Source organism: Arthrobacter sp. 10N418 (assembly GCF_056394725.1).
The window spans coordinates 32140-58351 of sequence record NZ_JBFTIK010000017.1; the positions used below are offsets into that span (position 1 = coordinate 32140).

Annotated in this window: 27 protein-coding genes; 13 read left to right on the forward strand and 14 right to left on the reverse strand. The window is 67.0% G+C overall.

Annotation, left to right across the window (positions count from 1 at the left end):
• Positions 1-26 precede the first annotated feature (26 nt).
• Complete coding sequence (gene gad, locus AC1DCZ_RS14185; protein WP_476975209.1) at positions 27-1427, reverse strand: glutamate decarboxylase; 1401 nt, start codon at positions 1425-1427, stop codon at positions 27-29.
• A gap of 167 nt (positions 1428-1594) precedes the next feature.
• On the opposite strand from gad, the gene AC1DCZ_RS14190 reads away from it, so the two are divergent.
• Positions 1595-2269, forward strand: coding sequence for a DUF1345 domain-containing protein (locus tag AC1DCZ_RS14190; RefSeq protein WP_476975164.1), 675 nt, complete (start codon positions 1595-1597; stop codon positions 2267-2269).
• Between the two features lie 96 nt (positions 2270-2365).
• Here AC1DCZ_RS14190 and AC1DCZ_RS14195 read toward each other — a convergent pair whose 3' ends face one another.
• The 3 genes from AC1DCZ_RS14195 to AC1DCZ_RS14205 form a co-directional block, all read right to left on the reverse strand.
• Positions 2366-3556, reverse strand: a complete 1191-nt coding sequence (locus AC1DCZ_RS14195; RefSeq protein WP_476975165.1) for an alkaline phosphatase family protein — start codon at positions 3554-3556, stop codon at positions 2366-2368.
• On the reverse strand, positions 3553-4821 hold the full coding sequence (locus AC1DCZ_RS14200) for an alkaline phosphatase family protein (RefSeq protein ID WP_476975166.1): 1269 nt from the start codon (positions 4819-4821) through the stop codon (positions 3553-3555). The genes AC1DCZ_RS14195 and AC1DCZ_RS14200 overlap by 4 nt, the downstream gene beginning before the upstream one ends.
• Before the next feature lie 561 nt (positions 4822-5382).
• On the reverse strand, positions 5383-5553 hold the full coding sequence (locus AC1DCZ_RS14205) for a CsbD family protein (RefSeq protein WP_476975167.1): 171 nt from the start codon (positions 5551-5553) through the stop codon (positions 5383-5385).
• Positions 5554-5748: 195 nt separating this feature from the next.
• Between AC1DCZ_RS14205 and AC1DCZ_RS14210 the strand changes: the two genes are divergently transcribed.
• The gene (locus tag AC1DCZ_RS14210; protein ID WP_476975168.1) at positions 5749-6285 is read left to right on the forward strand and encodes a hemerythrin domain-containing protein; all 537 of its coding nucleotides are present in this window, start codon (positions 5749-5751) and stop codon (positions 6283-6285) included.
• A gap of 46 nt (positions 6286-6331) precedes the next feature.
• Here AC1DCZ_RS14210 and AC1DCZ_RS14215 read toward each other — a convergent pair whose 3' ends face one another.
• The 3 genes from AC1DCZ_RS14215 to AC1DCZ_RS14225 all read right to left on the reverse strand — a co-directional run bounded on the left by AC1DCZ_RS14215 (position 6332) and on the right by AC1DCZ_RS14225 (position 8518).
• Positions 6332-7084: a MerR family transcriptional regulator gene (locus tag AC1DCZ_RS14215; RefSeq protein WP_476975169.1), complete on the reverse strand. Its 753-nt coding sequence runs from the start codon at positions 7082-7084 to the stop codon at positions 6332-6334.
• A gap of 298 nt (positions 7085-7382) precedes the next feature.
• On the reverse strand, positions 7383-8075 hold the full coding sequence (locus tag AC1DCZ_RS14220; protein WP_476896502.1) for an endonuclease/exonuclease/phosphatase family protein: 693 nt from the start codon (positions 8073-8075) through the stop codon (positions 7383-7385).
• A 47-nt stretch (positions 8076-8122) separates the two neighbouring features.
• A complete protein-coding gene (locus AC1DCZ_RS14225; protein ID WP_476975170.1) occupies positions 8123-8518 on the reverse strand; it encodes a sensor histidine kinase in 396 nt (131 codons plus the stop codon).
• 57 nt (positions 8519-8575) lie between these two features.
• Between AC1DCZ_RS14225 and AC1DCZ_RS14230 the strand changes: the two genes are divergently transcribed.
• Positions 8576-9040: a CPBP family intramembrane glutamic endopeptidase gene (locus AC1DCZ_RS14230; RefSeq protein WP_476975210.1), complete on the forward strand. Its 465-nt coding sequence runs from the start codon at positions 8576-8578 to the stop codon at positions 9038-9040.
• Between the two features lie 51 nt (positions 9041-9091).
• Positions 9092-9895, forward strand: a complete 804-nt coding sequence (locus tag AC1DCZ_RS14235) for a thioesterase family protein (RefSeq protein ID WP_476975171.1) — start codon at positions 9092-9094, stop codon at positions 9893-9895.
• A gap of 72 nt (positions 9896-9967) precedes the next feature.
• Here AC1DCZ_RS14235 and AC1DCZ_RS14240 read toward each other — a convergent pair whose 3' ends face one another.
• Positions 9968-10351, reverse strand: coding sequence for a DUF2177 family protein (locus AC1DCZ_RS14240; RefSeq protein ID WP_476975172.1), 384 nt, complete (start codon positions 10349-10351; stop codon positions 9968-9970).
• Here AC1DCZ_RS14240 and AC1DCZ_RS14245 point away from each other — a divergent pair.
• Positions 10344-11114 carry a lipoate--protein ligase family protein gene (locus AC1DCZ_RS14245; protein ID WP_476975173.1) on the forward strand — a complete coding sequence of 257 codons (771 nt, stop codon included), beginning with the start codon at positions 10344-10346 and terminating at the stop codon, positions 11112-11114. The two genes, AC1DCZ_RS14240 and AC1DCZ_RS14245, sit on opposite strands and share 8 nt — an antisense overlap.
• Positions 11115-11198: 84 nt before the next feature.
• Here AC1DCZ_RS14245 and AC1DCZ_RS14250 read toward each other — a convergent pair whose 3' ends face one another.
• The 3 genes from AC1DCZ_RS14250 to AC1DCZ_RS14260 all read right to left on the reverse strand — a co-directional run bounded on the left by AC1DCZ_RS14250 (position 11199) and on the right by AC1DCZ_RS14260 (position 13290).
• Positions 11199-11846 (reverse strand): MBL fold metallo-hydrolase, encoded by a 648-nt coding sequence (locus tag AC1DCZ_RS14250; protein ID WP_476975174.1) that lies wholly within the window; start codon positions 11844-11846, stop codon positions 11199-11201.
• Positions 11843-12928: an S-(hydroxymethyl)mycothiol dehydrogenase gene (locus AC1DCZ_RS14255; RefSeq protein WP_476975175.1), complete on the reverse strand. Its 1086-nt coding sequence runs from the start codon at positions 12926-12928 to the stop codon at positions 11843-11845. Before AC1DCZ_RS14255 ends, AC1DCZ_RS14250 begins: the two co-directional genes overlap by 4 nt.
• 104 nt (positions 12929-13032) lie before the next feature.
• Positions 13033-13290 carry a mycoredoxin gene (locus AC1DCZ_RS14260; RefSeq protein ID WP_011692168.1) on the reverse strand — a complete coding sequence of 86 codons (258 nt, stop codon included), beginning with the start codon at positions 13288-13290 and terminating at the stop codon, positions 13033-13035.
• 205 nt (positions 13291-13495) lie between these two features.
• On the opposite strand from AC1DCZ_RS14260, the gene AC1DCZ_RS14265 reads away from it, so the two are divergent.
• On the forward strand, positions 13496-14242 hold the full coding sequence (locus AC1DCZ_RS14265; RefSeq protein WP_476975176.1) for an SOS response-associated peptidase: 747 nt from the start codon (positions 13496-13498) through the stop codon (positions 14240-14242).
• A 51-nt stretch (positions 14243-14293) separates the two neighbouring features.
• On the opposite strand, the gene AC1DCZ_RS14270 is transcribed toward AC1DCZ_RS14265, so the two are convergent.
• Complete coding sequence (locus AC1DCZ_RS14270; protein WP_476975177.1) at positions 14294-14716, reverse strand: VOC family protein; 423 nt, start codon at positions 14714-14716, stop codon at positions 14294-14296.
• Between the two features lie 14 nt (positions 14717-14730).
• Here AC1DCZ_RS14270 and AC1DCZ_RS14275 point away from each other — a divergent pair, with 14 nt between their 5' ends.
• The gene (locus AC1DCZ_RS14275; protein WP_476975211.1) at positions 14731-15057 is read left to right on the forward strand and encodes a chorismate mutase; all 327 of its coding nucleotides are present in this window, start codon (positions 14731-14733) and stop codon (positions 15055-15057) included.
• A gap of 11 nt (positions 15058-15068) precedes the next feature.
• Here the strand turns inward: AC1DCZ_RS14275 and AC1DCZ_RS14280 are convergent, their stop codons facing one another.
• Positions 15069-15455, reverse strand: a complete 387-nt coding sequence (locus AC1DCZ_RS14280; protein WP_476896468.1) for a hypothetical protein — start codon at positions 15453-15455, stop codon at positions 15069-15071.
• 143 nt (positions 15456-15598) lie between these two features.
• Between AC1DCZ_RS14280 and AC1DCZ_RS14285 the strand changes: the two genes are divergently transcribed.
• The 6 genes from AC1DCZ_RS14285 to pdxS all read left to right on the forward strand — a co-directional run bounded on the left by AC1DCZ_RS14285 (position 15599) and on the right by pdxS (position 24025).
• Positions 15599-15931: a DUF6504 family protein gene (locus AC1DCZ_RS14285; RefSeq protein ID WP_476975178.1), complete on the forward strand. Its 333-nt coding sequence runs from the start codon at positions 15599-15601 to the stop codon at positions 15929-15931.
• On the forward strand, positions 15928-19428 hold the full coding sequence (locus AC1DCZ_RS14290) for a DNA polymerase III subunit alpha (protein WP_476975179.1): 3501 nt from the start codon (positions 15928-15930) through the stop codon (positions 19426-19428). The genes AC1DCZ_RS14285 and AC1DCZ_RS14290 overlap by 4 nt, the downstream gene beginning before the upstream one ends.
• Before the next feature lie 157 nt (positions 19429-19585).
• Positions 19586-21592, forward strand: a complete 2007-nt coding sequence (gene thrS / locus AC1DCZ_RS14295) for a threonine--tRNA ligase (protein WP_476975180.1) — start codon at positions 19586-19588, stop codon at positions 21590-21592.
• 20 nt (positions 21593-21612) lie between these two features.
• Complete coding sequence (locus AC1DCZ_RS14300) at positions 21613-22263, forward strand: HIT family protein (RefSeq protein WP_476975181.1); 651 nt, start codon at positions 21613-21615, stop codon at positions 22261-22263.
• Positions 22253-22891, forward strand: coding sequence for a phosphatidylinositol phosphate synthase (gene pgsA, locus AC1DCZ_RS14305; protein ID WP_476975182.1), 639 nt, complete (start codon positions 22253-22255; stop codon positions 22889-22891). The genes AC1DCZ_RS14300 and pgsA overlap by 11 nt, the downstream gene beginning before the upstream one ends.
• A 207-nt stretch (positions 22892-23098) precedes the next feature.
• Positions 23099-24025, forward strand: coding sequence for a pyridoxal 5'-phosphate synthase lyase subunit PdxS (gene pdxS, locus AC1DCZ_RS14310; protein ID WP_476896474.1), 927 nt, complete (start codon positions 23099-23101; stop codon positions 24023-24025).
• Between the two features lie 141 nt (positions 24026-24166).
• On the opposite strand, the gene AC1DCZ_RS14315 is transcribed toward pdxS, so the two are convergent.
• Complete coding sequence (locus AC1DCZ_RS14315; RefSeq protein ID WP_476975183.1) at positions 24167-26179, reverse strand: M3 family metallopeptidase; 2013 nt, start codon at positions 26177-26179, stop codon at positions 24167-24169.
• Between the last annotated feature and the right edge of the window lie 33 nt (positions 26180-26212).

The following is a 26212-nucleotide window of genomic DNA, read 5'->3' on the forward strand; positions in this document are numbered from 1 at the left end:
GTGATCCAGCGGCACCGGTGACCTCGTCAGTGGTGGAACGCCGGCGTGTGCCCTTCTGAGGGGAATGGCGCGTCCAGCCCGTTCAGATAGGTGACTTCCTTCTTCAGGTCAGTCAGGAAACTGGCTGCGAGGTCGCGGGTGAATCCGTTCCGTACAACCACCCTTTGAACTGTGACGTCGCTGAGCCCGTCGGGCAGCGGGTAGGAGGGAACAATCCAGCCGCCCATTCGCAGGCGTTCCGAGAGGTGGTGCAGGTTCCAGTTCCTGGTGTGGCCCTCGGTGAGCTGCCAGGCGAAGACGGGGATGTCCGATCCGTCGCTCCAGAGCGTGAAGGCGTCCATCTTTCCGATTTCCCGGGAGAGGAACACGGCGACGTCCCGGCAAGCGGACTGGACCGATTTGTAGCCTTCGAAGCCGAGCCTCAGGAAGAGGTAGTACTGCAGCAGCACCTGTGCGCCCGGGCGGGAAAAGTTCAGCGCAAACGTCGGCATGTCGCCCCCGAGGTAGCTGACGTGGAAGATGAGGTCATCGGGAAGTGATTCTTTGTCCTTCCACACGATCCAGCCCAGTCCCGGATACACCAAGCCGTATTTGTGGCCGGAGGTGTTGATGGACACGACCCGGGGGAGCCGGAAGTCCCAGACCGTGTCCGGCTGGAGGAAGGGCGCGATCATGGCCCCGGAGGCGCCGTCGACATGGATCGCAATGTCCAGTCCGCGGCGTACCTGGATGTCGTCCAGGGCCGCCGAGATCTTGTCGATGGCTTCGTACCGCCCCGTGTACGTCACACCCATGATGGCGACGACGCCTATGGTGTTCTCGTCCACGAATTTGTCCAGTTCATGGCCGTCCAGCACCGGGTGGCCCGCGGAGACCGGGACGTAGCGCGGCTCCACGTCCCAATAGTTGCAGAACTTCTCCCAGCAGACCTGGACCGCGGAACTGAGCACCAGGTTTGGCCTGTCCGTTGGCTGGCCGGCAGCACGCCGGGCGTGCTGCCACTTCCGTTTCATCGCAAGGCCGCCGAGCATGCAGGCTTCGGAGGAGCCGATCGTGGACGTGCCGACGCTGTTGGCCGGGTCCGGGGCGTTCCACAAGCCAGCGAGCATGCGCCAGCAACGGGTCTCGATCAAGGCGGTCTGGGGGTACTCGTCCTTGTCGATCATGTTCTTGTCGAAGGTCTCGGTGTAGAGCTTCGCGGCCTCCGGCTCCATCCAGGTGCCGACGAACGTGGCCAGGTTCAGGCGGGCATTGCCGTCGAGCATGGCTTCGTCATGGACAACCTGGTACGCCGTCGAGGGCAGGGCCTCCTTAGCTGGAAGCTCAAACCGCGGGAACGTCGTGGATTCCCCGGGCCGGCTGAACAAAGGGTTCAGTTCGACGTCGGTGTCTGGCTCGTTCTTCGAGTACCGGTGTGACCTGTTGATGGCTCGCTCCTTTGAAATCGCAGGAGCCGCGGCTGGGCCACGGCCTACACGGACCACGCTACCGCGGCCCGTGCTGCCACCCAAGTCACAGCACCTGGCGTCTTTAGAAAGCAACACGCGCGGCTTGAGCGCCACTTGTTCAGGCGCGGGGCTGGAAGGATTGCTACATGAGTACAAACAGCAAGGCCGGGCGCCATGCGCCGAACTTCAACACCCGGGCCCATCATTCGCGACTCCGGGTCCTGGTGATGGTCGTTCTCGGCCTGGCGGCAGGGGTTGCCGTGGGTGCCCTGAAGTCATGGGCGTATGCGCCGGCGATGGGGTGGGCGGCAGCGTCGTTGACCTACCTGGTCTGGGTTTGGGCGGTCATTGGTGGACTGCAGGCCCAAGCGACGGCGGCGCACGCCCGGCGTGAGGACCCGGGCCGGGGCATCTCGGATGTCCTGGTTCTTACCGCGACAGTGGCCAGCTTCGCCGGTGTGGCCTTGATCCTTCTGGATGCTTCCAATGCCCAGGGCGGTACGAAGGCCGCCATCATCGCCATGGCACTGGGGAGCGTGGCGCTGTCCTGGCTGCTTGTCCACACGCTCTACACGCTGCGGTACGCTTCCATCTACTACCGGGACAAGACCGGCGTCGACTTCAATGAGGACAAGCTTCCGCGCTACCTCGATTTCGCCTATCTGGCCTTCACTGTGGGGATGACCTTCCAGGTGTCCGACACCGATCTCAAGACGGACGCCATCCGCACCACCGTGCTGCGCCAGGCGTTGCTGTCCTACCTGCTCGGAGCCATTGTGCTGGCGACGACCATCAACCTTGTGTCCGGCCTCATCCACTGACCCGTTGTCCCTGGGCATAAAACAATGCCGCCACGCAAACGCCAGGCTCGTGCTTTGGACACCAGCCTGGCGTCTGCGTTTGAGCAGTTGGTCTTCCTAGACCCCGGCGTTGTAGACGTCGAGTCCGAACCGGTTGAGACCGGGCGTCCCGGCGTAGCCCAGGTAGGGCAGCCCGAAGGTGTCCTCGATACTGGCCAGCAGGCTGTAGTGGTTGTACGGGGTGGTGGACCAGGTGCCGCCCTTGGTGAAGGGGGAAAGGACGAGGGCTCCGACCCGGCCGCCGCCGGGACCGGTGATGCCGGGCTGCGGCGAGTTGGGTCCGGGCCCTTCGCCGCAGCAGGCGGTCGCATCAGACTGGGGTCCGTCCGATTCGTCGAACGTGATCACCAGGACGCCGTCCTGTTTGAACGCCGGGGACGAGGTGATGGCCGGCACCCACTGCTTGAGCCACTCGTCGGCGCTTTTGAGGCCGCCCGGCTGTCCGTCCACGCACGGGGAGTCGTGGCCGTCGTGGCAGAGGTTGGGCGTGATCATGGACAGATTGGGGGTCGTGGCGGTCGACGCGAGGTCCGTTTTCAGGGCGCTGAGGTCGACGTCGTTCTTGGCGCAGTCCGGTGAGCCGGTGATTCCGGCGAAGTAGACAAAGGGGTTGTGGCGGGCCGCGTACTGGTCGCCGGTCTTTGCTTTCTGCGTGTCATCCACCGCGCCGGGGGCGGGATGCCGGCAGGGGGTTCCCATGTCTTCCATGTAGCCCTTCCACGTCCTGCCGGCTCCGGTCAGCTGGCCGGCGACTGTGGGGACAGCGGCGGGGAAGACGCAGCCGTCGCCGACGGCCTGGCCGGGACTTGCCGTGCCGCTTCCGACGAACGGTGAGTAGTTCTGGCAGTCGGCCTGCATCTGGGGATTGGGCCCCTGGCCGGAGATCTGGGCGACGTAGTTGGGCTGGGAGTTGTGGGCCGTGCCGAAGTACTGGTTCAGCAGCACCCCCTGGCCCCTGAGCGTCCGGGACAGGTACGGGGCGGCCGACGCCGGACCCCACGTCTCGTCGTAGCCCTTGTTTTCGAGGTTGATGACGAAGACATGCTTGGCACCGGGCAGGTAGCCTTTACCCGCTGTGGTGGCGGCCGGGGCAGCGTTGGCGGGTGTCCCGGCCGTGGCGCCTTCGGGGCCGTAGCTGAGCGCCGCGGCTGCGAGCACGACCAGCGCGGCGGAGGCCAGCCGTCTCAATGTGCGGCGGCCTGCGCGGTGGTGCGGTGGCGCGGGGGTCGTTGTGGTGTTGGGGTTCACGGGAGTTTCCATCCGTCGGCGAGTGCTTTCTGTTTCAGTCCGGACCATTCCTCTTCCGGGGGCGGTCCCACAGGGGTGCAGGCCGGCCCGGCGACGAACGGCGGGACCAGATACTTGGGGGCTGCGAGATTGGCGGGCGCGGCGAAGTCCAGGACTTCGGCGATGTTGCGGGCGGCGCCGTCACGGGGTGTGAGGGCCGGCAGGTTCCACCGCCATTCGATGGCCTTGAGCACGGACGTGTGGTCGTAGACGTCGTGGGCAATGTGTCGGCGCCGGGCCCGGGGTGAGATGACCACGGACGGCACGCGGAAGCCGCGCAGGGACGTCGCGGCGCTCGTGTCCGGGGCCGTGCCCGGGGCGACGTGGTCGTAGAACCCGCCCCACTCGTCGTAGTTGATGACCAGCATCGTGTTGGCCCAGCCAGGGCCGGTCGTCACCGCGTTGTAGACCTCGGCGAGGAAAGTCTCGCCGGAGCGGATGTCCGCGTGCGGGTGGTCATCACCGGAGGTTCCCGAGCCCTCGTCCGTGAAGCGGGGATCCACGAAGGACACAGCCGGCAGGCTGCCTGCGCTGGCGTCGGAGAGGAACTCGGAGTAGTGGTGTGAGATGCCCTGGTACTTCGTGCCCCAGAGCGCGGTGAAGGGGATGTCGCCGTAGTAGTACTTTCCGGACACTCCGGCGGCGGCCAGCCGGTCCCAGATGGTCGGGAGCGTGGACGTCACTGTGGAGTTGTGTAGCCGGTCGGTGGCGGCCGCGTGCTGGTAGAACCTGTTCGGGTAGGTTTCGGCCATCGTGGCGGCGAAGTACCGGTCGCAGACGGTCCAGTCCGGGCCGGCCTGGCGCCAGAAATCGAGGTCTGCGGCGTCGTAGTAGCCGACGGCGAACTCGTCATTTTCGCCGGCCCGGAGCCAGCCGTTGTTCTTGCCGTTGTTGTACTGGATCCGGCCGCCCTCGTAGGAGTGGTCGGGGTCCGGGTGGCCGCAGCCCTGGAAGTCCGCCAAGTGGTGGGTGGTGTGCGGAATTCCGTAGCGGTCCGTGTAGCTCAGGCCGGCCTGCTGGCCGTCGGCGCCGGGCATCCAGCCGACGAAGTGGTCAAAGGAGCGGTTCTCCATCATCACGACGATGATGTGGTCGATCCCGGAAGCGCCCGCGGCCGGGAGTGCCGGGGTGGCGGCCGCCGCCGCCCGCAGCGTGCTGCCGGTGGCTAAGGCGGTGGCGGCAGCCGTACCTGCCGCACCCAAGAAACTACGTCTGGAAAAGTTCATGTCGTGGATTCCTTCATCGTCGGGTCCGGCTTCCAGTGCCAACAGGGGTGACTTGACCAGCCAACCACGTGGGTAATCGTTCGCAGGGCGGGAAAAGTTACGCGTGACCGGTCTCGTAGGCGCAGCAACGGCGCCCAGTGTCCGGGCACTGCCCCTGAGTCCACGCAAGCGCAGAGGACGGCGGTGTGTGTCCCGGAGGACCGGTGGGGCGAAGGACAGGAAGTTACTGATGGGTTTAGTTCACGCCCAAAAGTAGATCACGGAACGGTGACGGTCCAGGCCCATATAGGGGTCCGTTCACACAGTGTTCACTGCACGTTTCCGGGAATGCCGGCGGGATTCATCCGACGTCAAACTGTCGGCTGTGGCGCGGGCAGCTTCCAAGGGGAGCCGGAGGTCGATTTCGACAGAACCCGGGCATGCGCTGGAGGCACGGGCTGGCCCACCTGTCGTGGCTACGTTTCAGCGACCCGTGCCGCCGACACGAGGTGGCAGCCACCCAAAAAGGAACGGCACACCGTTTCCGGTGCGCCGTTCGAAGGACCAAGGTACCTTCAGCTGTTACTTGAAGGCATCCTTGACGTGCTCGCCTGCCTGCTTGAGGTCGGCCTTGCTTTGGTCGCCTTTGCCCTCTGCTTTGAGGCTGTGGTCGTCGGTTGCTTCGCCGGCGCCTTCTTTGGCTTTACCTGTCAGCTTGTCGCCGGTGTTCTGGATCTTGTCGCCCAAACCCATGTGGTCCTCCTGGATAAGCCTTCCCCGCCGAGGGGCCCCGGCAGGATCATCAATACTAAGCACACTGACCAAGTATCGCGCAAGCGGAAGGCATCGTGCACTAGCATCGGAAATACTGCGGCCCACAACGCGGCTCCAGCGGCGCTCCGGGAGGAACGCCGGGACCGCGTACCCGAAACCGCCGAAGGGACAACCATGGACATCACCGAAGTCATTCTCAATGACCACCACGACCAGCGCCGCATGTTTTCGCTACTTGAGCAGATGAATGATGCTTCCGCCGCGGACCTTGCCGCGGTGTGGGAGAGGCTGCGTATCCTCCTGGAGGTCCATGCCAAGGCCGAAGAGGTGCTCTTCTATCCGGAGCTACTTGCACTCGGCACGGGGGCCGGAGGTAAGGACTCCCCGGAGGATGAGACCACCGACGCGATCCATGATCACAACGAGATCCGTGACGCCATCGCCGAAGTCCGCCACCAGGAAACCGGATCGCCTGAGTGGTGGAGCGCGGTGGCCAAGGTCAATGAAGTCAACGGTGACCACATGGGGGAGGAAGAGCGCGAAGGCCTGACCGATTTTCGCCGCCACGCAAGCTTGGAACTCCGGCATACCCTGGCGCTTGCGTTCTGCGCCTTCGAGGCCGCACATGCCGGTGGCATCGATGGCCGGGACGTTGATCCGGACCGGTATGTGAAGCAACACGAAGATTCGGCAGCCCACCCCCGCGCCTAGGAAGTACGGGACACCTTTCAAGCATTGCCGACTGTCGCCCGAGGAACTAGCCGGCGTCCCGGACCCGCTGAAGGTACGTGACCAGTTCCTGGAGCCGGTCCGCGGGCCAGGGCAGCCTGGCGCTCAGCTCCGGGCTGTTTTCCTGCCACATGTTCCGCGCCGCAGCCTTGGTCGCGTCACTGCTGTGGAACCGGGAACCGAGCCCGTCCCACCGCCTCGCAAAGTCCCGGACCGCGGGGTCATCCACCGGCGTATGTGCCGACATGTGGCCCAGGCCTTCTTCGACGAGACTGGCAAGCGTGGTCCGGGCATCGTCGACGGCGGCCGGGCCGAGCTCGGCCCGGCGTTGTGCCAGCTCGGTGCGCTGTTCCTCCGTGAAGTACTTCTCGTACATGGTCATCCCCTGCAAAATGGATATGAAGTGGTCCACGCCCGGCATTGCGCCGCCCATGTTGTCGAGCAGAGCCTGGATCTGCCGCTGGAGGCGCAGCGCCTGCTCCGCCTGGTCCTGCAGTGCCGACAACTGGCCGGTGAGCAGCCGCCGCACGGCTCCGGCGTCGTCCGGCGACGCCGCCAGGACCTCGCGGACCTGCTCCAGAGACAGGCCCAGCGACCGCAGGGCCCTGATCCGGTAGAGGCGGCGGACATCCGCTTCCGAATACCGCCGGTGCCCCGAGTCTGTTCGCACTGTTGCGGGAAACAGGCCGATCCGGTCGTAGTGGTGCAAGGTCCGCACAGTGACCCCGCACAACGTCGCAAGGTCGCCAATGCTCCACAACTGCCCGCCGGTCTCCACCATGTTTCCCACCCTAGGACCTGACGCTGCGTCAGGATCAAGCCTTGTGCGGTCCATGGTGCCCATCAGACAAAACAGAAGTAAGCGGCACCCAAGAGGTCAAAAAAGCCGCACGCTGGCGCCGCCGGCCGGGCGGCAAACCAATGCCGCTGCCCGGCCCGCTCAACCCCGGGGTTTAGGTGCAGATGTTCGACTGGAGTCGCCGGAGCCAGCTACCGCCGAAAGCGCGAACACCCGGCGCCAGCACAGCGGCGGCCTACAGGTGATCGTGAGTCCGCGCGGCGGGCGGAAGCCCGGCTCGCTAGCCCTCGGCGGTTCCCGGGTCCTGGCCGTATTCCGCCGAGATCAGGATGGGAAGGTGATCGGACGCGCCACGCGGGAGCGTCTCGACGCTTTCGATCTCGAGGCCCAGGGACGTGGCGAAGTCAAAGTGGCCCTTGAAGACCTTGTAGCGCGTGTAGGTGCGCCGGTCGCTGAGCGAGAGCTCGTAGCCTGCATCCTTCATCTGTTCTGTGAGGTACTTGGTGAAGAACGGGTAATTGAAGTCGCCCACCATGAGCGTCATCAGGCCGCCGCCCATGCTGAGGAGCTCGGCGTGCGCGGCATGGATCTGGTTGCGCCGCAACGAGTTCGACGCGGTCAGCGGTGCCGCGTGGAAAGACGCGATCACGAGGCCGTGGTCCGTTTCGTTGTCGATCACGCGGGTGCCGATGAGCCGCTCGTGCGCCGGGGCCAGCACCCGGTCGTGGAGGGACTTCTTCAAAGCAAACGTTTTCGTGTCGTAGGCGGTGAAGCGGTCCTTGCGGTAATAAATCGCCAGGCCTAGCCGGTTCCCCCGCGTGGCGTCAGCCAGATGCAGATCGCCGATAGTCGCTGGCAGATCCTCGGTGTCGCATTCTTGGAGGCACAAAGCATCAACCTCGAAGTCGCGGGCCAAATCGACCAGCTCACCACTGGCCTTGTGTTTGCGGAGGTTGTAGCTAATGACTCGGATCAGGAGAGCACCTCTTCGGAGGATAGTGGCGGAACCTGTCTCAGAGTCTACCCAGTCCGGCCGGTCGTCGGTAAAGCCGTCAGGGGGATCACGAGGCGGACGCGGAATCCGGCCCCCTCCGGAGCCGCCTCGAGCTCCCCGCCGGCCAGCTTGGCCCGTTCCGCCATCCCGCTGAGGCCGAACCCGGCGGCGCCCGGGGCGTGTTTGCGCACGTTGGACAGTGCTTCCTGGGCGGTGCGGTAGAGGGCGATCGCGGCGTACGGTGGGAGCGCGGTCGCCTCGCCGCGGGTCCGGAACGCCAGCGGCCCGGCGGACGCCGGGCGATGCTGTTCGACCAGGGAGTCAATCAGCTCGGGACCTGGCAGCTCGTCCCCGCGCAGGGCCCGCACCGCCCGCCGGGCTTCCGCGAGCCCTGACCGGGACAGCGCACTGGCCTGGTCCATGGACTCGCTGAGCCGGCCGTCCGCGCCGGTGCTGCGGGCCAGGAGCCCACCTCCGCCATCATCGTGGGCTATCTCGCCACAGGCATCTACGAGGAGTTGTGGTTCGGCGGGCTGGTCCTGAACGCCGTCGCCTCGTGGAGGCTGGTCCGCGCCGCCCTGCTGTCCTCCGCGCTCTTCGGCCTGGTGCACCTGAGCAACATCGCCTTCGGGGCCAACCCGGCCGCCACCGCCGCACAGGTGGCGGGAGCCGCGTGTTTCGGCGTCGGACTCGCGGCCCTGCGGCTCCGGGGGACTCCGATGTGGCCGCTCGTCATCCTCCACGCGGTCTCGGACATCGGCCTGCAGCTCGGCGACGTGAACAGCGCCTGGCGCTGGGGCATCATGATCGGCGGGGACATCGTGCTGCTGGTTTTCGGCCTCGTAATCCTGCGGCACCGGACGGCCGCCCGGACGGCCGCCCGGACGGCCGCCCGGACGGCCGCCCGGGCGGCGGCCCGGGCCCGCCGGGCGGTGGCCGCCTGAAGCGATAGGGTGGTCGGGGATTCACTGATGGAAGCTGCGAAAGGGTCGACGTTGACTGCTGAACTACCTGTTCTGGCCGAGGGCGATTTTTACTACGAGGTGCTGGGGGAGGGGCGGTTCCGCTCCACCATCCATGCCCAGGGCGCCTGGAACGAGCACGAGCAGCACATGGCCCCCGCGTCGGGCATCATGGCCGACTGCCTGGCCCGGCACGAACCCCGCGAGGACATGCGCATGGCGCGCATCAGCTACGAGATCCTCGGCCTCATCCCCGGCGGCGAGTTTGAAGTCACCACCACGACGCTGCGCCCCGGCCGGACCATCGAGCTGTTGCAGGCCGAGCTCGTGGCAGGCGGCCGCGTCGCCATCCGCGCCACGGCCTGGCGCATGATTACCACCGACACCTCCGCCATCGCCGCCTTCGAGGACCCCGGGATTCCGGTGCCGGAGAAGTGCGAACCGTACGATGCCGCGAGTGTGTGGCCGGGCGGTTACATCGCTTCGCTGCAGATGCGGATCGCGGAAGGCCACCGTGCCGGCTCCGGCACGGTCTGGCTGCACACGGACCACCCGCTGACTGACAAGGACGACAGCGGCGACCTCGCCCGGCTGGTCGGCCTGGTGGATACCGCCAACGGCATCGCAGCCCGCGTTCCTCCGGGCAAGGGCAGCTACGCGTTCCCGAACCTGGATCTTCAAATCCACATGTACCGCCGGCCCGAAGGAGAGTGGCTGGGGCTGGACAACGAGGTGTCTTTCGGTAGTGACGGGATCGGGCTGACCTCCACCGTGCTGCACGATCTGCAGGGGCCGTTCGGGCGCGCCGAACAGATTTTGACGCTGCGGAAGTCCTAGGACCCAGCCGGCCCGGCCGCCGGTAGCCGCGCGGGAGCCATGACGGCGCTGCGCGCGGGAGCCATGACAGCGCTAGTGGAACACGAGCCAGCCGGCCACCGTGGCCAGGCCGGTCAGGAACGCGCCCCAGAGGATGTCCGCCACCACGATCGCGAGCGGCCAGTTCTTCAGCGTCGCGGCGTTCGTGAGGTCATACGTGGCGTAGGCGAACGTTCCCAGTGCCGCGCCGTAGCCGAGCGCGGTGAGCCAGCTGCCGCCGTCGAGCGCCGGCTGGAGGGCGAAGAAGACGATGCCGGCGATGTACAGCACGTAGAAGACGACGGCGTAGCCTAGATGGGGCTTGTCCGCCATGAGGTGACCCAAGTGGCTCCGATAGAACGTGCTCATCGTCTTGAGCCAGACGGAATCGATGACGGCGAACGCGGCGGCGACGACCAGGAACTGCAAGATGACCATAAGGGAGCATAACAACATGCAGCAGGCGGCCGGACCCCGGACACTGACGGTTGTCCGGCAGGAGCAATCGCTCGGCGCGGCCGCAGACCTGGACTTCGCCCTGGAACTGCTCCAGCGGGTGAAGACCGGCGGGGTGGGACCGGCCCTGCGGCTCTACCGTCCCGCTCCCACCGTGGCCTTCGGCCAGCGCGACACCCATCTGCCGGGCTTCGACGCAGCGGGGCGGGCCTGCCGCGAACTGGGATTTGAACCGCTGGTCCGCAAGGCCGGCGGCCGCGCCGCAGCCTACCACGGGGGAACCCTCGTCATCGATCACGTGGAACCGGACGCGGACGCGATCGCCGGAGCCAAGGGACGTTTCTCCTTCTTCGGCGAGCTGCTGGCGCAGGCGCTGCGCACCGCCGGCGTCGACGCCGGCGTGGGCGAAATTCCCGGCGAGTACTGCCCCGGCGAATTCAGCGTCCACGGCACGGACCCGGCCGTGCCGGCGCACCGGGTCAAGCTGATCGGCACCGCCCAGCGCGTCGTGTCCGGCGGCTGGCTGTTCAGCTCCGTGATCGTGGTGGAGAACTCCGCGCCGATCAAAGCCGTGCTGGAGGCCAGCTACGCGGCCCTGGGCCTGGAGTGGGATCCGGCGACGGCGGGAGCGGTCAACGATCTCGTCCCGCACCTGGACGTGGATGCCATCGAGGCTGCTGTGATCGGCACCTACGCCCGCTACGCAACCTTGGACTACGGCGACTTCGGCAGCCTGCGCGGCTGAGAAGGGCAATCAGAAGAAGGGCAATCAGAAGGAGGAAGGCCGGACACCTGTGGTGCCCGGCCTTCCTCCTGTGACGGCTGGTTCCTAGTGCCCCCGTGCGATCCATTCCGCAAGGTGCGGCGCCTCGGCGCCGACCGTCGTCGGATCCCCGTGCCCGGTGCGCACCACGGTGTCCGGGGGGAGCGTGAGCAGCCGGTCCTTGATGGACGCGACGATGGTGGGGAAGTCGCTGAAGGACCGGCCGGTGGCTCCCGGGCCGCCCTGGAACAGGGTGTCGCCGGTGAAGACGGTGCCCTCGCTTTCCAGGGAGAAGCTCACGGACCCGGGTGAGTGCCCCGGCGTGTGCAGGGCCACGATGCGGGCGCCCGCGACGTCGAAGGTGTCCCCGTCCGCGATGGCATGGTCCGGCTCGGTTCCCGGGAAGACCCGTTCCCACAGCATCCAGTCGTCCCGGTTCAGGTACACAGGGGCGTTGACGAGGGCGCGGACCTCGCCGACGGCGCCGATGTGGTCATCGTGCCCGTGCGTCAGGAGGATCGCCGTGACCTTGCGGCCGGCGACGGCGGCAGCAACCGCTGCGGCGTCGTGCGCCGGGTCGATGATGACGCATTCCGCGTCGTTGCCGATGATCCACACGTTGTTCTCGACGTCCCACGTTCCGCCGTCCAGCGAAAAGGTACCGGAGGTGACCAGCTGGTCGATCCGCAGGGCGTTTCCGGAACCGGCGCTCACAGCTCGACCACCGAGCGCAGCACCGAGCCGGCGTGCATCTTTCCGAAGGCTTCCTCGATCCTGTCGATGGTGATGCGTTCAGTTACGAAGGCGTCGAGGTCCAGCTTGCCCTGCCGGTAGAGGTCGATCAGCATCGGGAAATCGCGGGAGGGCAGGCAGTCCCCGTACCAGGAGGACTTCAGCGAGCCGCCGCGGCCGAACACGTCCAGCAGCGGCAGTTCCAGGGTCATCTCGGGGCTGGGGACGCCCACCAGAACCACGGTGCCGGCGAGGTCGCGGGCGTAGAAGGCCTGCTTGTAAGTCTCGGGGCGTCCGACGGCGTCGATCACGACGTCCGCGCCGAAGCCGCCGGTGAGTTCCCGGATCGCCTCGACGGGATCGACGGCGGAGGAATCCACGGTGTGGGTGGCGCCGAGTTCCCTGGCGCGTTCGAGCTTCTTTGCGTCGATGTCGACCGCGATCACGGTGGTGGCGCCGGCGAGCGCGGCGCCGGCGACGGCAGCGGTGCCCACGCCGCCGCAGCCGATGACGGCGACGGAATCGCCGCGTGTGACGTTGCCGGTGTTGATGGCGGCGCCGAGTCCGGCCATGACGCCGCAGCCGAGCAGGCCGATCGCGGCGGGATCGGCGTCGGGGTCCACCTTGGTGCACTGGCCGGCGGCGACGAGCGTCTTTTCGGCGAACGCACCGATGCCCAGGGCGGCTGTCAGTTCGGTGCCGTCCTCGAGGGTCATTTTCTGCGTGGCGTTGTGGGTGTTGAAGCAGTACTGCGGCTTGCCGCGGCGGCAGGCCCGGCACTCGCCGCAGACGGCGCGCCAGTTCAGGACGACGCGGTCGCCGGGAGCCACCTCGGTGACGCCCGGTCCCACAGCGCTGACGACGCCGGTGGCCTCGTGCCCCAGCAGGAACGGGAACTCATCGTTGATGGCGCCCTGCTTGTAGTGCAGGTCGGTGTGGCAGACACCGCAGGTGAGGATGTCCACCAGGGCTTCGCCGGGGCCCGGGTCCGGCACCAGGATCGTCTCCAGGGTGACGGGGGCGTTCTTGGAACGGACTACTGCGCCTTTGACTTTGTGGACCATGGAGGTAGCTCCCTTTGTACGTCTCGCGGAACGCGGTACGGCGCGGCCCCGGGGAGGCCGCGCCGTCGTGGATGGTTGTCCTGACCGGGCTAAAGCAAAGGGCCTCAGGCGGCGAGCCGGCTCTTGACCTCTGCTGCCGAGGGGTTGGTGGCGGCGGTGCCGTCCGGGAACAGCACGGTGGGGACGGTGCGGTTGCCTCCGTTGAGCTGCTCCACGAGATCTGCGGTGCCTTCAACTTCTTCGATGTTGATCTCGGTGTACCCGATGCCCTGGGCGTCCAGCTGCTTCTTCAGACGGTTGCAGTAGCCGCACCAAGTGGTCGAAAACATGGTGATGGTTCCGGATTCGGGGGTGAAGTCCACGAAGTTCTCCTCAAAGCTGGTTGACAGTGCTGGTCGGCAGTCTGGGCCGACTGTGGTGGCCGGCATAAAGCCAGACGTCACTCTCAATAACCGTAACCTGCGCACCGCTATTCCCGCAGGGCCGACGGCGGACCGGGGACCGGAGGGGCGCGGCGCAGGGGCCGTGCGTAATGACACACTCTGCCCGCGGTGGCATGCTGGGGGCATGTGTGGACGCTACGTGATGGCGCGGGCCGTCGGGGACCTGCTGGCCGAGTTCGACGCCGGGCTGGAGGACGAGGTCGTGATTCCGCCGTCGTGGAATGTGGCCCCGACCGCGGATGTGCCGATCCTGCTGGAGCGGCTGGTGGACGGATCCCCGGTCCGGCAGCTGCACATTGCGCGCTGGGGGCTGGTGCCCTCCTGGGCCAAGGACCCGGGTATCGGTTCCAGGATGATCAACGCCCGCAGCGAGAGTGTCCTGGAGAAGCCGGCGTTCCGGAAGGCCGCGCGCGCCCGGCGCTGTGCCGTCCCGGCCGACGGTTACTACGAGTGGAAGGGCGAGGGCCGCGGCAAGCAGCCGTACTACGTGCACCCCAAGGATGAGCACCCCATGGTCTTTGCCGGACTGTACGAGTGGTGGAAGGATCCCGCCAAGGCCGAGGGCGACCCGGAGCGGTGGATGCTGTCGACGTCGATCATGACCACGGACTCGCCGCCGGAAGGCTACGCCGGGGGCATGCTGGCGGAACTGACTGCCCTCCACGACCGGGTGCCGCTGCCGATGGACCGGGAGACCATGCAGGCGTGGCTGGACCCGCACGTCGATGGCGCTGCCGCTCTCGTGGACCTGGTCCGCGCCGGCGCGCACGACGTCGCCGAGGGCTGGACGATTGACGCCGTCGGCACCGCCGTCGGGAACGTCAAGAACGATTCCCCGGAACTCATCCAGCCGGTCGGGAGCCTCTTCTAGGGCTCCGGCTGCCCGACCGCTCCTGCCCCGCCCGCTTAGCAGAGGCTCCGTTCAGAGCGTGACAACACCGCCGTCGTCGACCGCCCACGAGGGGTTGAAGGCCACTTCCCAGCGGAAGCCGTCGGGATCGGCAAAATACCCCGTGTACCCGCCCCATGGCTGGGTCCTGGGGGCGGAGACGATGGTGGCGCCGGCCGCTTCGGCCTCGGCCATGACCCAGTCGACTTCCGCCGTGCTGGCCAGGTTGTGGCTCAGCGTGATGCACGGAATGCCGGCAGGGCTGCCGGTCCCGGCCTCGGCCTGCATCTGTCCGGCGTCCCAGAGCGAGAGGAGCAGGCCGTGATTGACCTGGAGGAAGAGCACCTGGCCCGGAACTTCCCGGTGGACGCGCCAGCCGAGGCCGTCAACGTAGAAGCTGCGTGAGGCGTCGACACTGCGGACACCCAGTGAAATTAAGTCGACTCGTGGCTGCATCTTTAGATACTGTCATGGTCATGTCCACAAATCACGGAGACGACAAGAACGCCCAGGCCGACAAGGAGCAGCTCGCCGCCGTGCGTGTGGCCGTGGACGAGGTGGATGAGCAGATTGTCATGCTGATCGGTCGCCGTGAACGCCTCATCCGGATCGCCGGGACCCTCAAGGAGGACAGCGCCCAGGTGCGGGCGCCGGGGCGGGTTGAGCGCGTTATCGAGCATGTCCGCGCGACCGCGGAGAAAAAGGACATCGATCCCGACATCGTCGAGAAGACCTACCGCGCCATGGTGGAGGCCTTCACCACGCTGGAACTGGAAGTGTACAAAGCCAGCAGTTAGGTCCCGCCGCTTTAGAGGGCTTCCTCCACCGGCACATTCGCCTGGAAGTCCCGGCCGTCGCAGTCGCTGAAAGCGGTCATGAGGTGTCCCTTGGACAGTCCCATCACCGTGCTCAGGGGGAAGTGGCCGGTGATGGTGTTCCCCGAATGCTCCACACCCTTGAGGTCAAAGTTCTCCTCCGTGCCGTCATGGCTGAAGCAGTAGAAGGACACGGCCTCGCCGTTCATGAATTCGATCCCCATCCTGCGCTGGTGGGAATGGTCCGGCGTTGCCGCCACGAGGCCCACTACGTAGGCGCCCTGGCCCGGAATATTTCCGTCTATATCGAACTTCGCCACCAGGGCGATGTCCTTGGCGGCGATGCTGACGTGCTTGAGGAGTGCGTTATGGGAACTCATGGCTCAATCCTGCTCTCTGCGCTCCCGTCCGTCCACCCCTGACCTAGGTTTTGCCCCGGCCCCGTCGTAGACTGGACTTGTTCGAAGATATATTCGAATAATGATTTTGCGCGGATTGTTTGCGCGGTGGTCCAGGAGGCACTATGGGCATGTTCAGCGAGTCGGTCGACGTCGTCTGCACGCCCTCCGGCATGCCTTTGAAGCTTGACTGGGCAGGCCGCCACTACACCGTGTGCGCGGACCCGGTCCGCTGGTACGAGCGCCGCCAGTGGTGGGCGGAGGAAAGCCGGGCTCCCCTGGGGAGCGGTCCGGGGCTGGTCGACCACGAGATCTGGCGGGTCCAGGTCCGCCTGGCTGATGCATCCCCGGAGGACATGCTCACCCTTGACCTGACCCGGCATCTCGGCAGCGGCCGCTGGCGGTTGCTGAGGATCCACGACGCCCTGCAGCCCCTCCGGAAGCCCAAAACAGCATGAGCTTCACCCATCTCCACGTTGCCACCGCCTTCAGCGCCCACTACGGGGTCTCCTGGCCGGATGAACTGGCCAGCGCCGCCGCGGCCGACGGCGCCACCGCGCTCGCCTGCACGGACCGTGACGGGCTCTACGGGACAGTCAAGCACCTGAAGGCCTGCATGGCGGCCGGGCTGGATCCGATTGTCGGGGTCGACCTTGCGGTCTTTGACGACGACGGCGACCTCCGCACCCAGGTGGGCGGACGCGTCGTCGTCCTGGCGCACGGGCACGCCAGCGGCGCCGGCTACCGCGCGCTGTGCAGGCTGATCTCCGACGCCCATGCCCGCACCACGGGTAAGGCCGGGGGAGCGGTGCCGGTTGCCGTGACCCGGGCGGAACTGGCCTCCCGCACGCTGCACCCGGAGACGCTGAAGCCGGTGCTGACCGTACTGATCGGGCCGGACTCCGACGTCGGACGTGCCATGGGCGGGCGGCGGTACCTGCGGCCCCGCACCTTGTTCAAACGCTGGCTCGACGCCATGCCGCCGGGCACCGTGGCGGCGGAGGTCGTCTCCCAGCTCAGCCCGCCGGGGGAACCGCTCAGCACGGCCCATGCCGTGCGCATGCTCAAACTCGCCGCGGAACACGCAGTGCCCGCCGTACTGAGCAACGCCGTGCGGTATGTCGCCGAGGACGGCGCGGCAACGGCGGACGTGCTGGACTCCGCCCGGACCCTGAAATCGCTCCCCGAGCTCTCCGCCGCCCCGCTGCTGCAGCCCAACGGGCAGGGCTGGCTCAAATCGTCGGCGCAGATGCTGCAGCTGGGCAAGGAAATCATGCATGCCGCCGGATACGGCACCGCTGACCTCAAACGGCTAATGGCCCAGACCGAGGCGCTCGCGGACCGCTGCCGGATTGACCCGGTCACGGATATGGGGTGGAAGCAGCCCGTGGTTCCGGAAACCTCCGTGATCGGCATCGCCGGGGATCCCCTCGTGGAGCTGACCCTGCGCTGTGAGGCCGGAATCGGCCGGCGGTTCCCGGGCATCGCCGGAAAGCCGGAAGAACAGCTGCGTGCCCGGCTGGGGCACGAACTGCGGATCATCGACAGCCTGGGCTTCGCCGCCTATTTCCTGACTGTCGCCGAGGTCTCGCGGATGATCCTGGACATGGGTGTCCGGGCAGCCGCCCGCGGCTCCGGCGCCTCCAGCCTGGTCAACTATCTGATCGACGTCAGCCAGGTGAACCCGCTCCAGCACGACCTCATCTTCGAACGCTTCCTCTCCCGCGACCGTGCCACGTTGCCGGATATCGACATCGACGTCGAAAGCGCCGAACGGCACAACGTCTACCGGAAGATCTTTGAGCGCTTCGGGGCCGAACGCGTCACGCTCATGAGCATGCAGAACGGCTACCGCGCTCGCGGTGCCGTGCGCGACGCCGGCCTGGCGCTGGGCATGGACGACGGGGAGATCGGCGAAATCGCCAAGCAGCTGTGGCGGTTCTCGGCCCGGAATTTCCGAGAGGCCCTGGTGGAGAAGCCGGAGCTGCGGGAATTCGCGGGACGGGTGGAGCAGCGCGACTTCACCGGGAACCAGCAGCTGGATCTGCTGGTGGACCTCACGGAACGGCTGGACCGGCTGCCCCGGCACATCTCCATGCACCCGTGCGGCGTCATCCTGGGCGATGCCACCCTGCTGGACCGCACCCCCGTCCAGCCCAGCGGCCTGGGCCTGCCCATGAGCCAGTTCGACAAGCACGACATGGACCCCATGGGGATGCTCAAACTCGATGTGCTGGGGGTCCGGATGCAGAGCGCCATGGCCTTCGCCGTCCGGGAGGTCATCCGGATCCACCCCTCCAAGGCCGAAGTGGTCGCAGCCGGCGCGCATCCGGCCGGACCGGAGGGCACCGGACCGGACTACATTTCCGCGGACGGGCGCATTGATCTCAACGCCGTCCCGCTCGACGACGAACCCACGTACGAGCTCATCCGGAGCACGCACACCCTGGGCTGTTTCCAGATCGAATCCCCGGGCCAGCGCGAACTGATCGGCAAGCTGGCGCCGCGGGAGTTCAACGACCTCATCATCGACATCTCGCTGTTCCGGCCGGGGCCGATGAAATCGGACATGGTCCGGCCCTTCCTGGAACACCGGCACGGTTTCGCCCCCGAGGTCTACCCGCACCCGGACCTCAAACCGGTGCTCGAGGAGACCCACGGCGTGACGGTTTTCCACGAGCAGATCCTGAAGACCTTCGATGTCATGACCGGGTGCGGGCTGGCGAGGGCCGATGAGTTCCGCCGTGCGCTGGGCAACGAGGTGCTGGAAGGAAGGGTGGAGGAGTTCTTCCGGAAGGAGGCCCGGGCCAGGAACTACACCCCGGAGGTGGTGGACAAAGTCTGGGGCACCCTGAAGGCCTTCGGCAGCTTCGGGTTCTGCAAGGCCCACGGGGCCGCCTTTGCCGTGCCCACGTACCAGTCGGCGTGGCTGAAGACCCACCACCCGGAGGCGTTCCTGGCCGGGCTGTGGGAACACGATCCCGGCATGTACCCCAAACGCCTGCTGGTGGCCGAGGCACGGCGGCTGGGGATCCCCATCCTTCCCCTGGACATCAACCGGAGCCAGGCGGAGTACCGGGTGGAACGGGTCCCCGCCGGCCCGGAACGGGGCAAGCTGGGCATCCGGCTGAGCCTCAACGGCATCTACGGGCTTTCCGGCGCCGAGCTGAAGAGAATTGTGGCGGGCCAGCCCTATGACTCGCTGGCGGACCTGCGCGCACGGTCCCGGCTCAGCAAGCCGAGCATCAAACGGCTGGCCCAGCTGGGCGCCTTCGACTCCCTGCACCGGGCCGCCGGCGGAACGGCCAACCGTGCGGACCTGGTCCAGCACCTGCAGGACCTGCAGCACCGCCCGCAGCGGAAGGGCAGGGAGATCATTGACGGCCAGCTGGCCCTGCCGCTGGGGGACATCGAGCTGAAGAACCTGAAGGCGGTGCTGCCCGCGCCCAGCATGGTGGACAACGTCCGGGCGGAACTGGACCTGATGGCGGTGGACGTCAGTGAACACCTGATGACCAGCCACCGGTCCCTGCTGGACCGGCTTGGCGTAACCACCGCGGACAAACTGCTGGGACTGCGCAACGGCACCGAGGTGCTGGTCGCCGGGGTCCGGGTTGCCACCCAGACCCCGCCCATGCGGGGAGGGCGCCGGGTGGTGTTCATCAGTGTCGACGACGGCACGGGCTGCGTGGACTCTGTCTTCTTCCACGAGGCCCAGGAACAGGCAGGGTCCCTGCTGTTCGGCACCCGGCTGCTGCTGATCCGGGGCACCACCCGCCGTACCGGACCCCGGGGGATCAGCATCAGTGCCAGCATGGCCTGGGACCTCAGCCGCACCGGGACCCTGCCGTTCCCTGAACCGGCGGCCGGTGTGTCCGCCAGCCGGGAGGCGGAGCCCGCGGGCCCGCTGGACGGGATCAGCCGGAACCTGGCCATCACCGGGCTGGGCGGCTGAACCGCGGTACCGCGGGGCACGCCGGGGCCGCCGGACCCGGCGCCGCGCCGCCGTCGTGCGTTGGGCGGCCCCGAAGAAACCGATAGCATGGACGAGGCTGGCTGTGGTCCCCGTACGCCACAAGCTACGAAGCCTAAACATTGAATAGGAGACACCCGTGTCAGATGCCCAGCAGATCACCCTTCTCGTCGATGGCGAAGAGACCAAGGTGACTACCGGGACCACCGGCGCGGAACTCTTTTTTGAGCGCCGCGACGTCGTTGTGGCCCGCGTCAACGGCGAGTTGACGGACCTTGACCAGCCGCTGCCCGAAGACGCCACGGTGGAGGCCGTCACCATCGGCTCCCCGGACGGCCTGAACGTCCTGCGCCACTCCACGGCCCATGTCATGGCCCAGGCCGTGCAGCAGCTGCGGCCCGATGCCAAGCTCGGCATCGGGCCGTACATCACCGACGGCTTCTACTTCGACTTCGACGTCGAGGAGCCGTTCACGCCGGAAGACCTGCGCCAGCTCGAAAAGATGATGCAAAAGATCATCAACCAGAACCAAAAGTTCGTCCGCCGCGTCGTCTCCGAGGACGAGGCCCGTGAGGCGATGAAGGACGAGCCCTACAAGCTTGAGCTGATCGGCCTCAAGGGTGCCGGCTCCGACGCCGACGGCTCATCCGTCGAAGTGGGCGGCGGCGAGCTCAGCATCTACGACAACGTCGAGCGCAAGGAAGGCACCGTTCTCTGGTGCGATCTCTGCCGCGGGCCGCACCTGCCCAACACCAAGCTGATCTCCAACGCCTTCGCCCTGACCCGGTCCTCGGCGGCCTATTGGCGGGGCAGCGAAAAGAACAAGCAGCTCCAGCGCATCTACGGCACCGCGTGGCCCACCAAGGAGGCACTCAAGGCCTACCAGGAGCGGATCGCCGAGGCCGAGCGCCGCGACCACCGAAAGCTGGGCGCCGAACTGGATCTTTTCTCCTTCCCGGATGAGCTGGGCTCCGGCCTGCCGGTGTTCCACCCCAAGGGCGGCATCATCCGCAAGGCCATGGAGGACTACTCCCGCCAGCGCCACGTCGACGCAGGCTACGAGTTCGTCTACACCCCGCACATCACCAAGGGCCACCTCTACGAGGTCTCCGGCCACCTGGACTGGTACCGGGACGGCATGTTTCCCCCGATGCACATTGACGCGGAACTCAACGAGGACGGCACGGTCCGCAAGCCCGGCCAGGACTACTACCTCAAGCCGATGAACTGCCCGATGCACAACCTGATCTTCCGCGCCCGCGGCCGGTCCTACCGCGAGCTGCCCCTGCGGCTGTTCGAGTTCGGTTCCGTCTACCGGTACGAGAAGTCCGGCGTCGTGCACGGACTCACCCGGGTCCGTGGCATGACCCAGGATGACGCCCACATCTACTGCACCCGCGAGCAGATGAAGGACGAGCTCACCAAAACGCTCAACTTCGTGCTCGGACTGCTCAAGGATTACGGGCTCAACGATTTCTACCTGGAACTCTCCACCAAGGACCCGGAGAAGTCCGTGGGCTCGGACGAGGTCTGGGAGGAGGCCACCCAGACCCTGGCCGAGGTCGCCGAAGCCTCCGGGCTGGACCTGGTCCCGGATCCGGGCGGCGCCGCGTTCTACGGACCCAAAATCTCGGTCCAGGCCCGCGACGCGATCGGCCGGACCTGGCAGATGTCCACCATCCAGCTGGACTTCAACCTGCCCGAGCGCTTCGAGCTTGAATACCAGGCCGCCGACGGCACGCGCCAGCGGCCCGTCATGATCCACCGCGCCCTCTTCGGCTCGATCGAACGCTTCATGGGCGTCCTGACCGAGCACTACGCCGGCGCCTTCCCGGCCTGGCTGGCCCCCGTCCAGGTGGTCGGCATCCCGGTCGCCGAGACGTTCAACGACTACATGTTCGACGTCGTGGACCAGCTCAAGGCCGCAGGCATCCGTGCCGAAGTCGATATTTCCTCGGACCGTTTCCCGAAGAAGATCCGCACGGCCAGCAAGGACAAGATCCCGTTCGTGCTGATCGCCGGGGGAGACGACGCCGAGGCCGGCGCGGTCTCCTTCCGGTTCCGCGACGGCAGCCAGGACAACGGCGTGCCCGTGGCCGAAGCCGTCCAGCGGATCGTCGAGGCCGTCCGCAACCGGACCAGCTAGCGGATACGGAAGGGCAAGGCGTGCAGGAGAGTACAGCAGCGGGTCCGGACTATCCGGGCGACGGCGCCGTGACAGACGACTTCGGCCTGGCGGGGGTCCCGGACGCTTTCCAGCGGCTGTGGACCCCGCACCGGATGGCGTACATCAATGGCGGCCAGCACCAGTTCAAGAACCCGGACGACTGCCCCTTCTGTGTCGCGCCCGAACGCGAGGACGAGGATTCGCTGATCGTCTACCGCGGACGGACAAGTTACGTGGTCCTGAACCTGTTCCCGTACAATCCGGGCCACCTGCTGGTCTGCCCCTACCGGCACGTCCCGGACTACACGGACCTGACGGCGGAGGAAACGGCGGAGTTCGCCGAGCTGACCCAGACAGCCATGCGGGTGCTGCGCAAGGTCGCCAACCCCACCGGCTTCAACCTGGGCATGAACCAGGGAGTCACCGGCGGGGCCGGGATCGCGGGCCACCTCCACCAGCACGTGGTGCCGCGCTGGGGCGGGGACGGGAATTTCTTCCCCATCATCGCCCAGACCAAGGCGATCACCCAGACCCTGGGTGAAGTCCGCCAGCAGGTGTCCGACGCCTGGCCCCAGGAAACGACGGCACAGGGGCACGCCGGGCAGGACGAACCTGCCGGCGCACATCCCGGGGATGCGGATGCTGAATAGGCACGCGCGGGGCTTTTTCACCGCACTGTTCTCTCCCCTTGCCCGCTGGCTGTTGAGGATCGGCGTCTCCCCGGACGCCGTCACGGTGGTGGGCACGCTTGGTGTGGTGGTGGGCGCCCTCGTCTTCTACCCCCTCGGGCAGCTCTGGTGGGGCACCATCTTCATCACGGCGTTCATCTTCTCGGACGTCATCGACGGCATCATGGCCCGCATGCAGCAGCGTGGCGGCCGCTGGGGCAACTTCCTGGACTCCACCCTGGACCGGGTGGCCGACGGCGCGCTGTTCGCCGGCGTCGCGGTCTGGTTTTTCACGGGAGGCGCGGACACGCCGATCGCGATTGCCGCCGTCGTCTGTCTCGTGCTGGGCATGGTGGTCTCCTACGCCCGGGCCAAGGCCGAGGCTCTGGGCTTCCACGCCAACGTGGGCATCGCCGAGCGCGCCGAGCGGCTCGTGTCCGTGCTGGTCGTCACCGGCTTCACCGGCCTGGGACTGCCGAGCGTCGTGCTGTTCGTGACGCTGTGCCTGCTGGCGGCGGCCAGCCTTGTGACCGCGGTGCAGCGGATCATGACGGTGCACCGGCAGTCGCTAGAGGAGCCAGAAGGCACCGCGTCCGAACAGGCCGCCTGAGCGCGGTGCCTCCTGCCTGGCCGGCCGCGGTGAATCCGCTCTCCCGAGGGGGTTTCGGATGCTGTAACCGGAATTCAGCGGCGTCGCGGCGTGGGACTAGTATTAGCTTTACCGGCCAATGGATCCGGTAATCCGGTGTGTGCAATGGCGGTATTTACCTGCCGCCTGCACCCCGGCGAGGTCATCTATCTACCCATAGGGGTTTTTGTGTCTACACCAGATGTAAGCAGCGAAGCCGGCGCGTCCGCGAAGAGCGTTACGGGCAGCAACCGCGTCAAGCGCGGCATGGCGGAGATGCTCAAGGGCGGCGTCATCATGGACGTCGTCAACGTCGAGCAAGCCCTCATTGCCGAGGACGCCGGTGCCGTGGCAGTCATGGCGCTGGAACGCGTTCCCGCCGACATCCGCGCCCAGGGCGGCGTGTCCCGGATGTCGGATCCGGACATGATCGAGGCGATCATCGCGGCCGTGTCCATCCCGGTCATGGCGAAGGTCCGGATCGGCCACTTCGTCGAGGCCCAGGTCATCCAGACCCTCGGGGTGGACTACATTGACGAGTCCGAGGTCCTGACGCCGGCCGACTACGCCAACCACATCGACAAGTGGAACTTCACGATTCCCTTCGTCTGCGGCGCCACGAACCTTGGTGAGGCCCTGCGCCGCATCAACGAGGGCGCGGCGATGATCCGCTCCAAGGGCGAGGCCGGCACCGGCGACGTTTCCAACGCCACCACCCACATGCGCCAGATCCGTGCGGAGATCAAGCGGCTCGCCGGCATGGCCGAGGACGAGCTCTACGTCGCCGCCAAGGAACTGCAGGCACCGTACGAACTGGTCAAGGAAGTTGCCGCCACCGGAAAGCTCCCGGTCGTGCTGTTCACCGCCGGCGGCATCGCCACCCCGGCGGACGCCGCGATGATGATGCAGCTCGGCGCCGACGGTGTCTTCGTCGGCTCCGGCATCTTCAAGTCCGGCAACCCCGCCCAGCGCGCCGCCGCCGTCGTGAAGGCCACCACGTTCTTCGACGACCCGGAGGAGATCGCCAAGGCCTCCCGCGGCCTCGGCGAAGCCATGGTCGGCATCAACGTGGACGAGATCCCGCAGCCGCACCGCCTGGCCGAGCGCGGCTGGTAACCCAACCTAGGCTTTAACAGCGACGGCGGCGGGTCACCTTCTTTAGGTGATCCGCCGCCGTCGTGCGTTAACCCCCGTCGATTGCTCCGCAACGGCCCTTTGAGGCTCCTAAAGGGCGGTTACGGAGCAATCGATGAGGGGTTAGTCCAGGCCGCGGCGCTTGAGGAGGGGTTCCAGGTCTGCGTCGCGGCCTCGGAAGGCGCGGAAGGACTCCAGCGGGTCCCGGCTGTTGCCGCGTGAAAGCAGCTCGGCCCGGAAGAAGTCACCGTTGGCGCGGCTGAGGCCGCCGTGCTCCTTGAACCACTCCACAGTGTCGGCGTCCAGCACCTCGCTCCAGATGTAGGAGTAGTACCCGGCGGCATACCAGCCGCCGGCAAAGATGTGCTGGAAGTAGCCGGTGCGGTAGCGCGGCGGTATCAGGCTGTGCGCGACGCCGGCGGCGGCCAGGGCTTTGGCCTCGAACTCCAGCGCGTCCTCCGGGATCCCTGTGCCGTCCAGGACGTGCCAGGCGAGATCCAGGAGGGCCGCGCCGAGGTATTCGGTGGTGCCGAAGCCTTCGCCCCAGAGCTGCGCGGCGTTGAGCTTGTCGACGGTTTCCTGCGGCAGGGCCTCGCCGGTGGCATAGTGCCGTGCGTAGTTCGCCAGGACCTCCGGCCACATGATCCACATCTCGTTGACCTGCGAGGGGTACTCCACGAAGTCCCGCGGCACATTGGTCCCCGAGAACCGCGGGTACGTCACCGAGGAAAAGAGGCCGTGCAGGGCGTGGCCGAACTCGTGGAACGTGGTGCGGAGCTCGTCCAGGGTCAACAGCGTGGGCTCGCCGGCCGGCGGCTTGGAGATGTTGAGGTTGTTGATGACCACGGGCCGGGTGTTCAGCAGCCCTGACTGCTCCACCAGTGAGTTCATCCAGGCACCGCCGCGCTTGGATTCGCGCGTGTAGTAATCGCCGAGGAAAAGGCCGAGGTCGGTGCCGTCGGAATTCTTCACTTCCCAGACGCGGACGTCGGGGTGGTAGCCGGCGAGGTCGGTGCGTTCGTGGAAGGTGATGCCGTACAGGGCATTGGCGGCAAAGAACACGCCGTCGTTGAGGACGGTGTCCAGCTCGAAGTAGGGGCGCAGGGCCTGCTCGTCCACGGCGTACCGCTCGCGCTTGACCTTCGCCGAGTAGTAGGCCCAGTCCCAGGCTTCGAGGGGGTGTCCGGCGATGTCCGCCAGTGCCACGGCCTCGGCGTCCGCATTCCGGACAGCCGCGGGGGCGAGGCGGTTCATCATGGTCTGTACCGCTGCGAAGTCGGGGGCTGTCTGCAGGTCCACGGTGAGTTCGGCGAAGTTGGCGAAGCCGAGCAGGCCGGCTTTTTCCGCACGGAGGCGGACCATGTCCTTGACGAGGTCGAGGACGTCGAGGCTGCCGCCGCCGCTTCCGCGGCCGATCGATGCCTCGAACAGGCGACGGCGGACCTCCCGGTCCTCGAGTGCGGCGAGGGCCGGCTGGTTGCTCGGCTGGATCAGCGTGAGCAGGAACTTGCCCTCGTGCCCGGCGGTCCGCGCGGCTTCAGCGGCTGAGGCCACGTCGTCTGCGGGCAGTCCGGCGAGGTCGGCGGCGTCGTCCAGCAGCAGGGAAGCGGACTTCATCCCTTCCTTGACGCGCTGGCCGAATTCAGTGCCCAGCCGCGAAAGCTCCGCGTTGACTTCCATGAGCCGGTCCTGGCCGGCCGCGTCCAACGAGATGCCGGACTGGCGGAACTCCTTGAGGTACTCGTCCACGAGCCGGGCCGCTTCGGGGTCGAGGACCTGGGAGTCCAGCGCCGCGAAGCGGGCGAAGAGCCCGCGGTTGAGGTACACCGCGTCCTGGTGTGCGGAGAGGAGCGGGGAGAGCTGCGTCTCCAGCTCGCGGATGGTGTCGGAGGCGTCGGCCGAGACCAGCGTGAAGAGAGACGCGGCCGCACGCTGCAGCAGCTGGCCGGACCTTTCCATGGCCAGGGCGGTGTTCTCGAAGGAAGCCGGCTCCGGGTTGTCCACAATCGCCTGGATTTCCGCAAGATGACCGGCCAGGCCGGCCTCTACGGCTTCGGCGTAGTGCGCATCTTCGATGTCCGCGAACGGGGGCAGCCCATAGGGCAGTGTGCTGGGGCTCAGGAGGGGATTGGTCATGAAATAACTCTTTCATGTGAGGCCCGAGTTCTC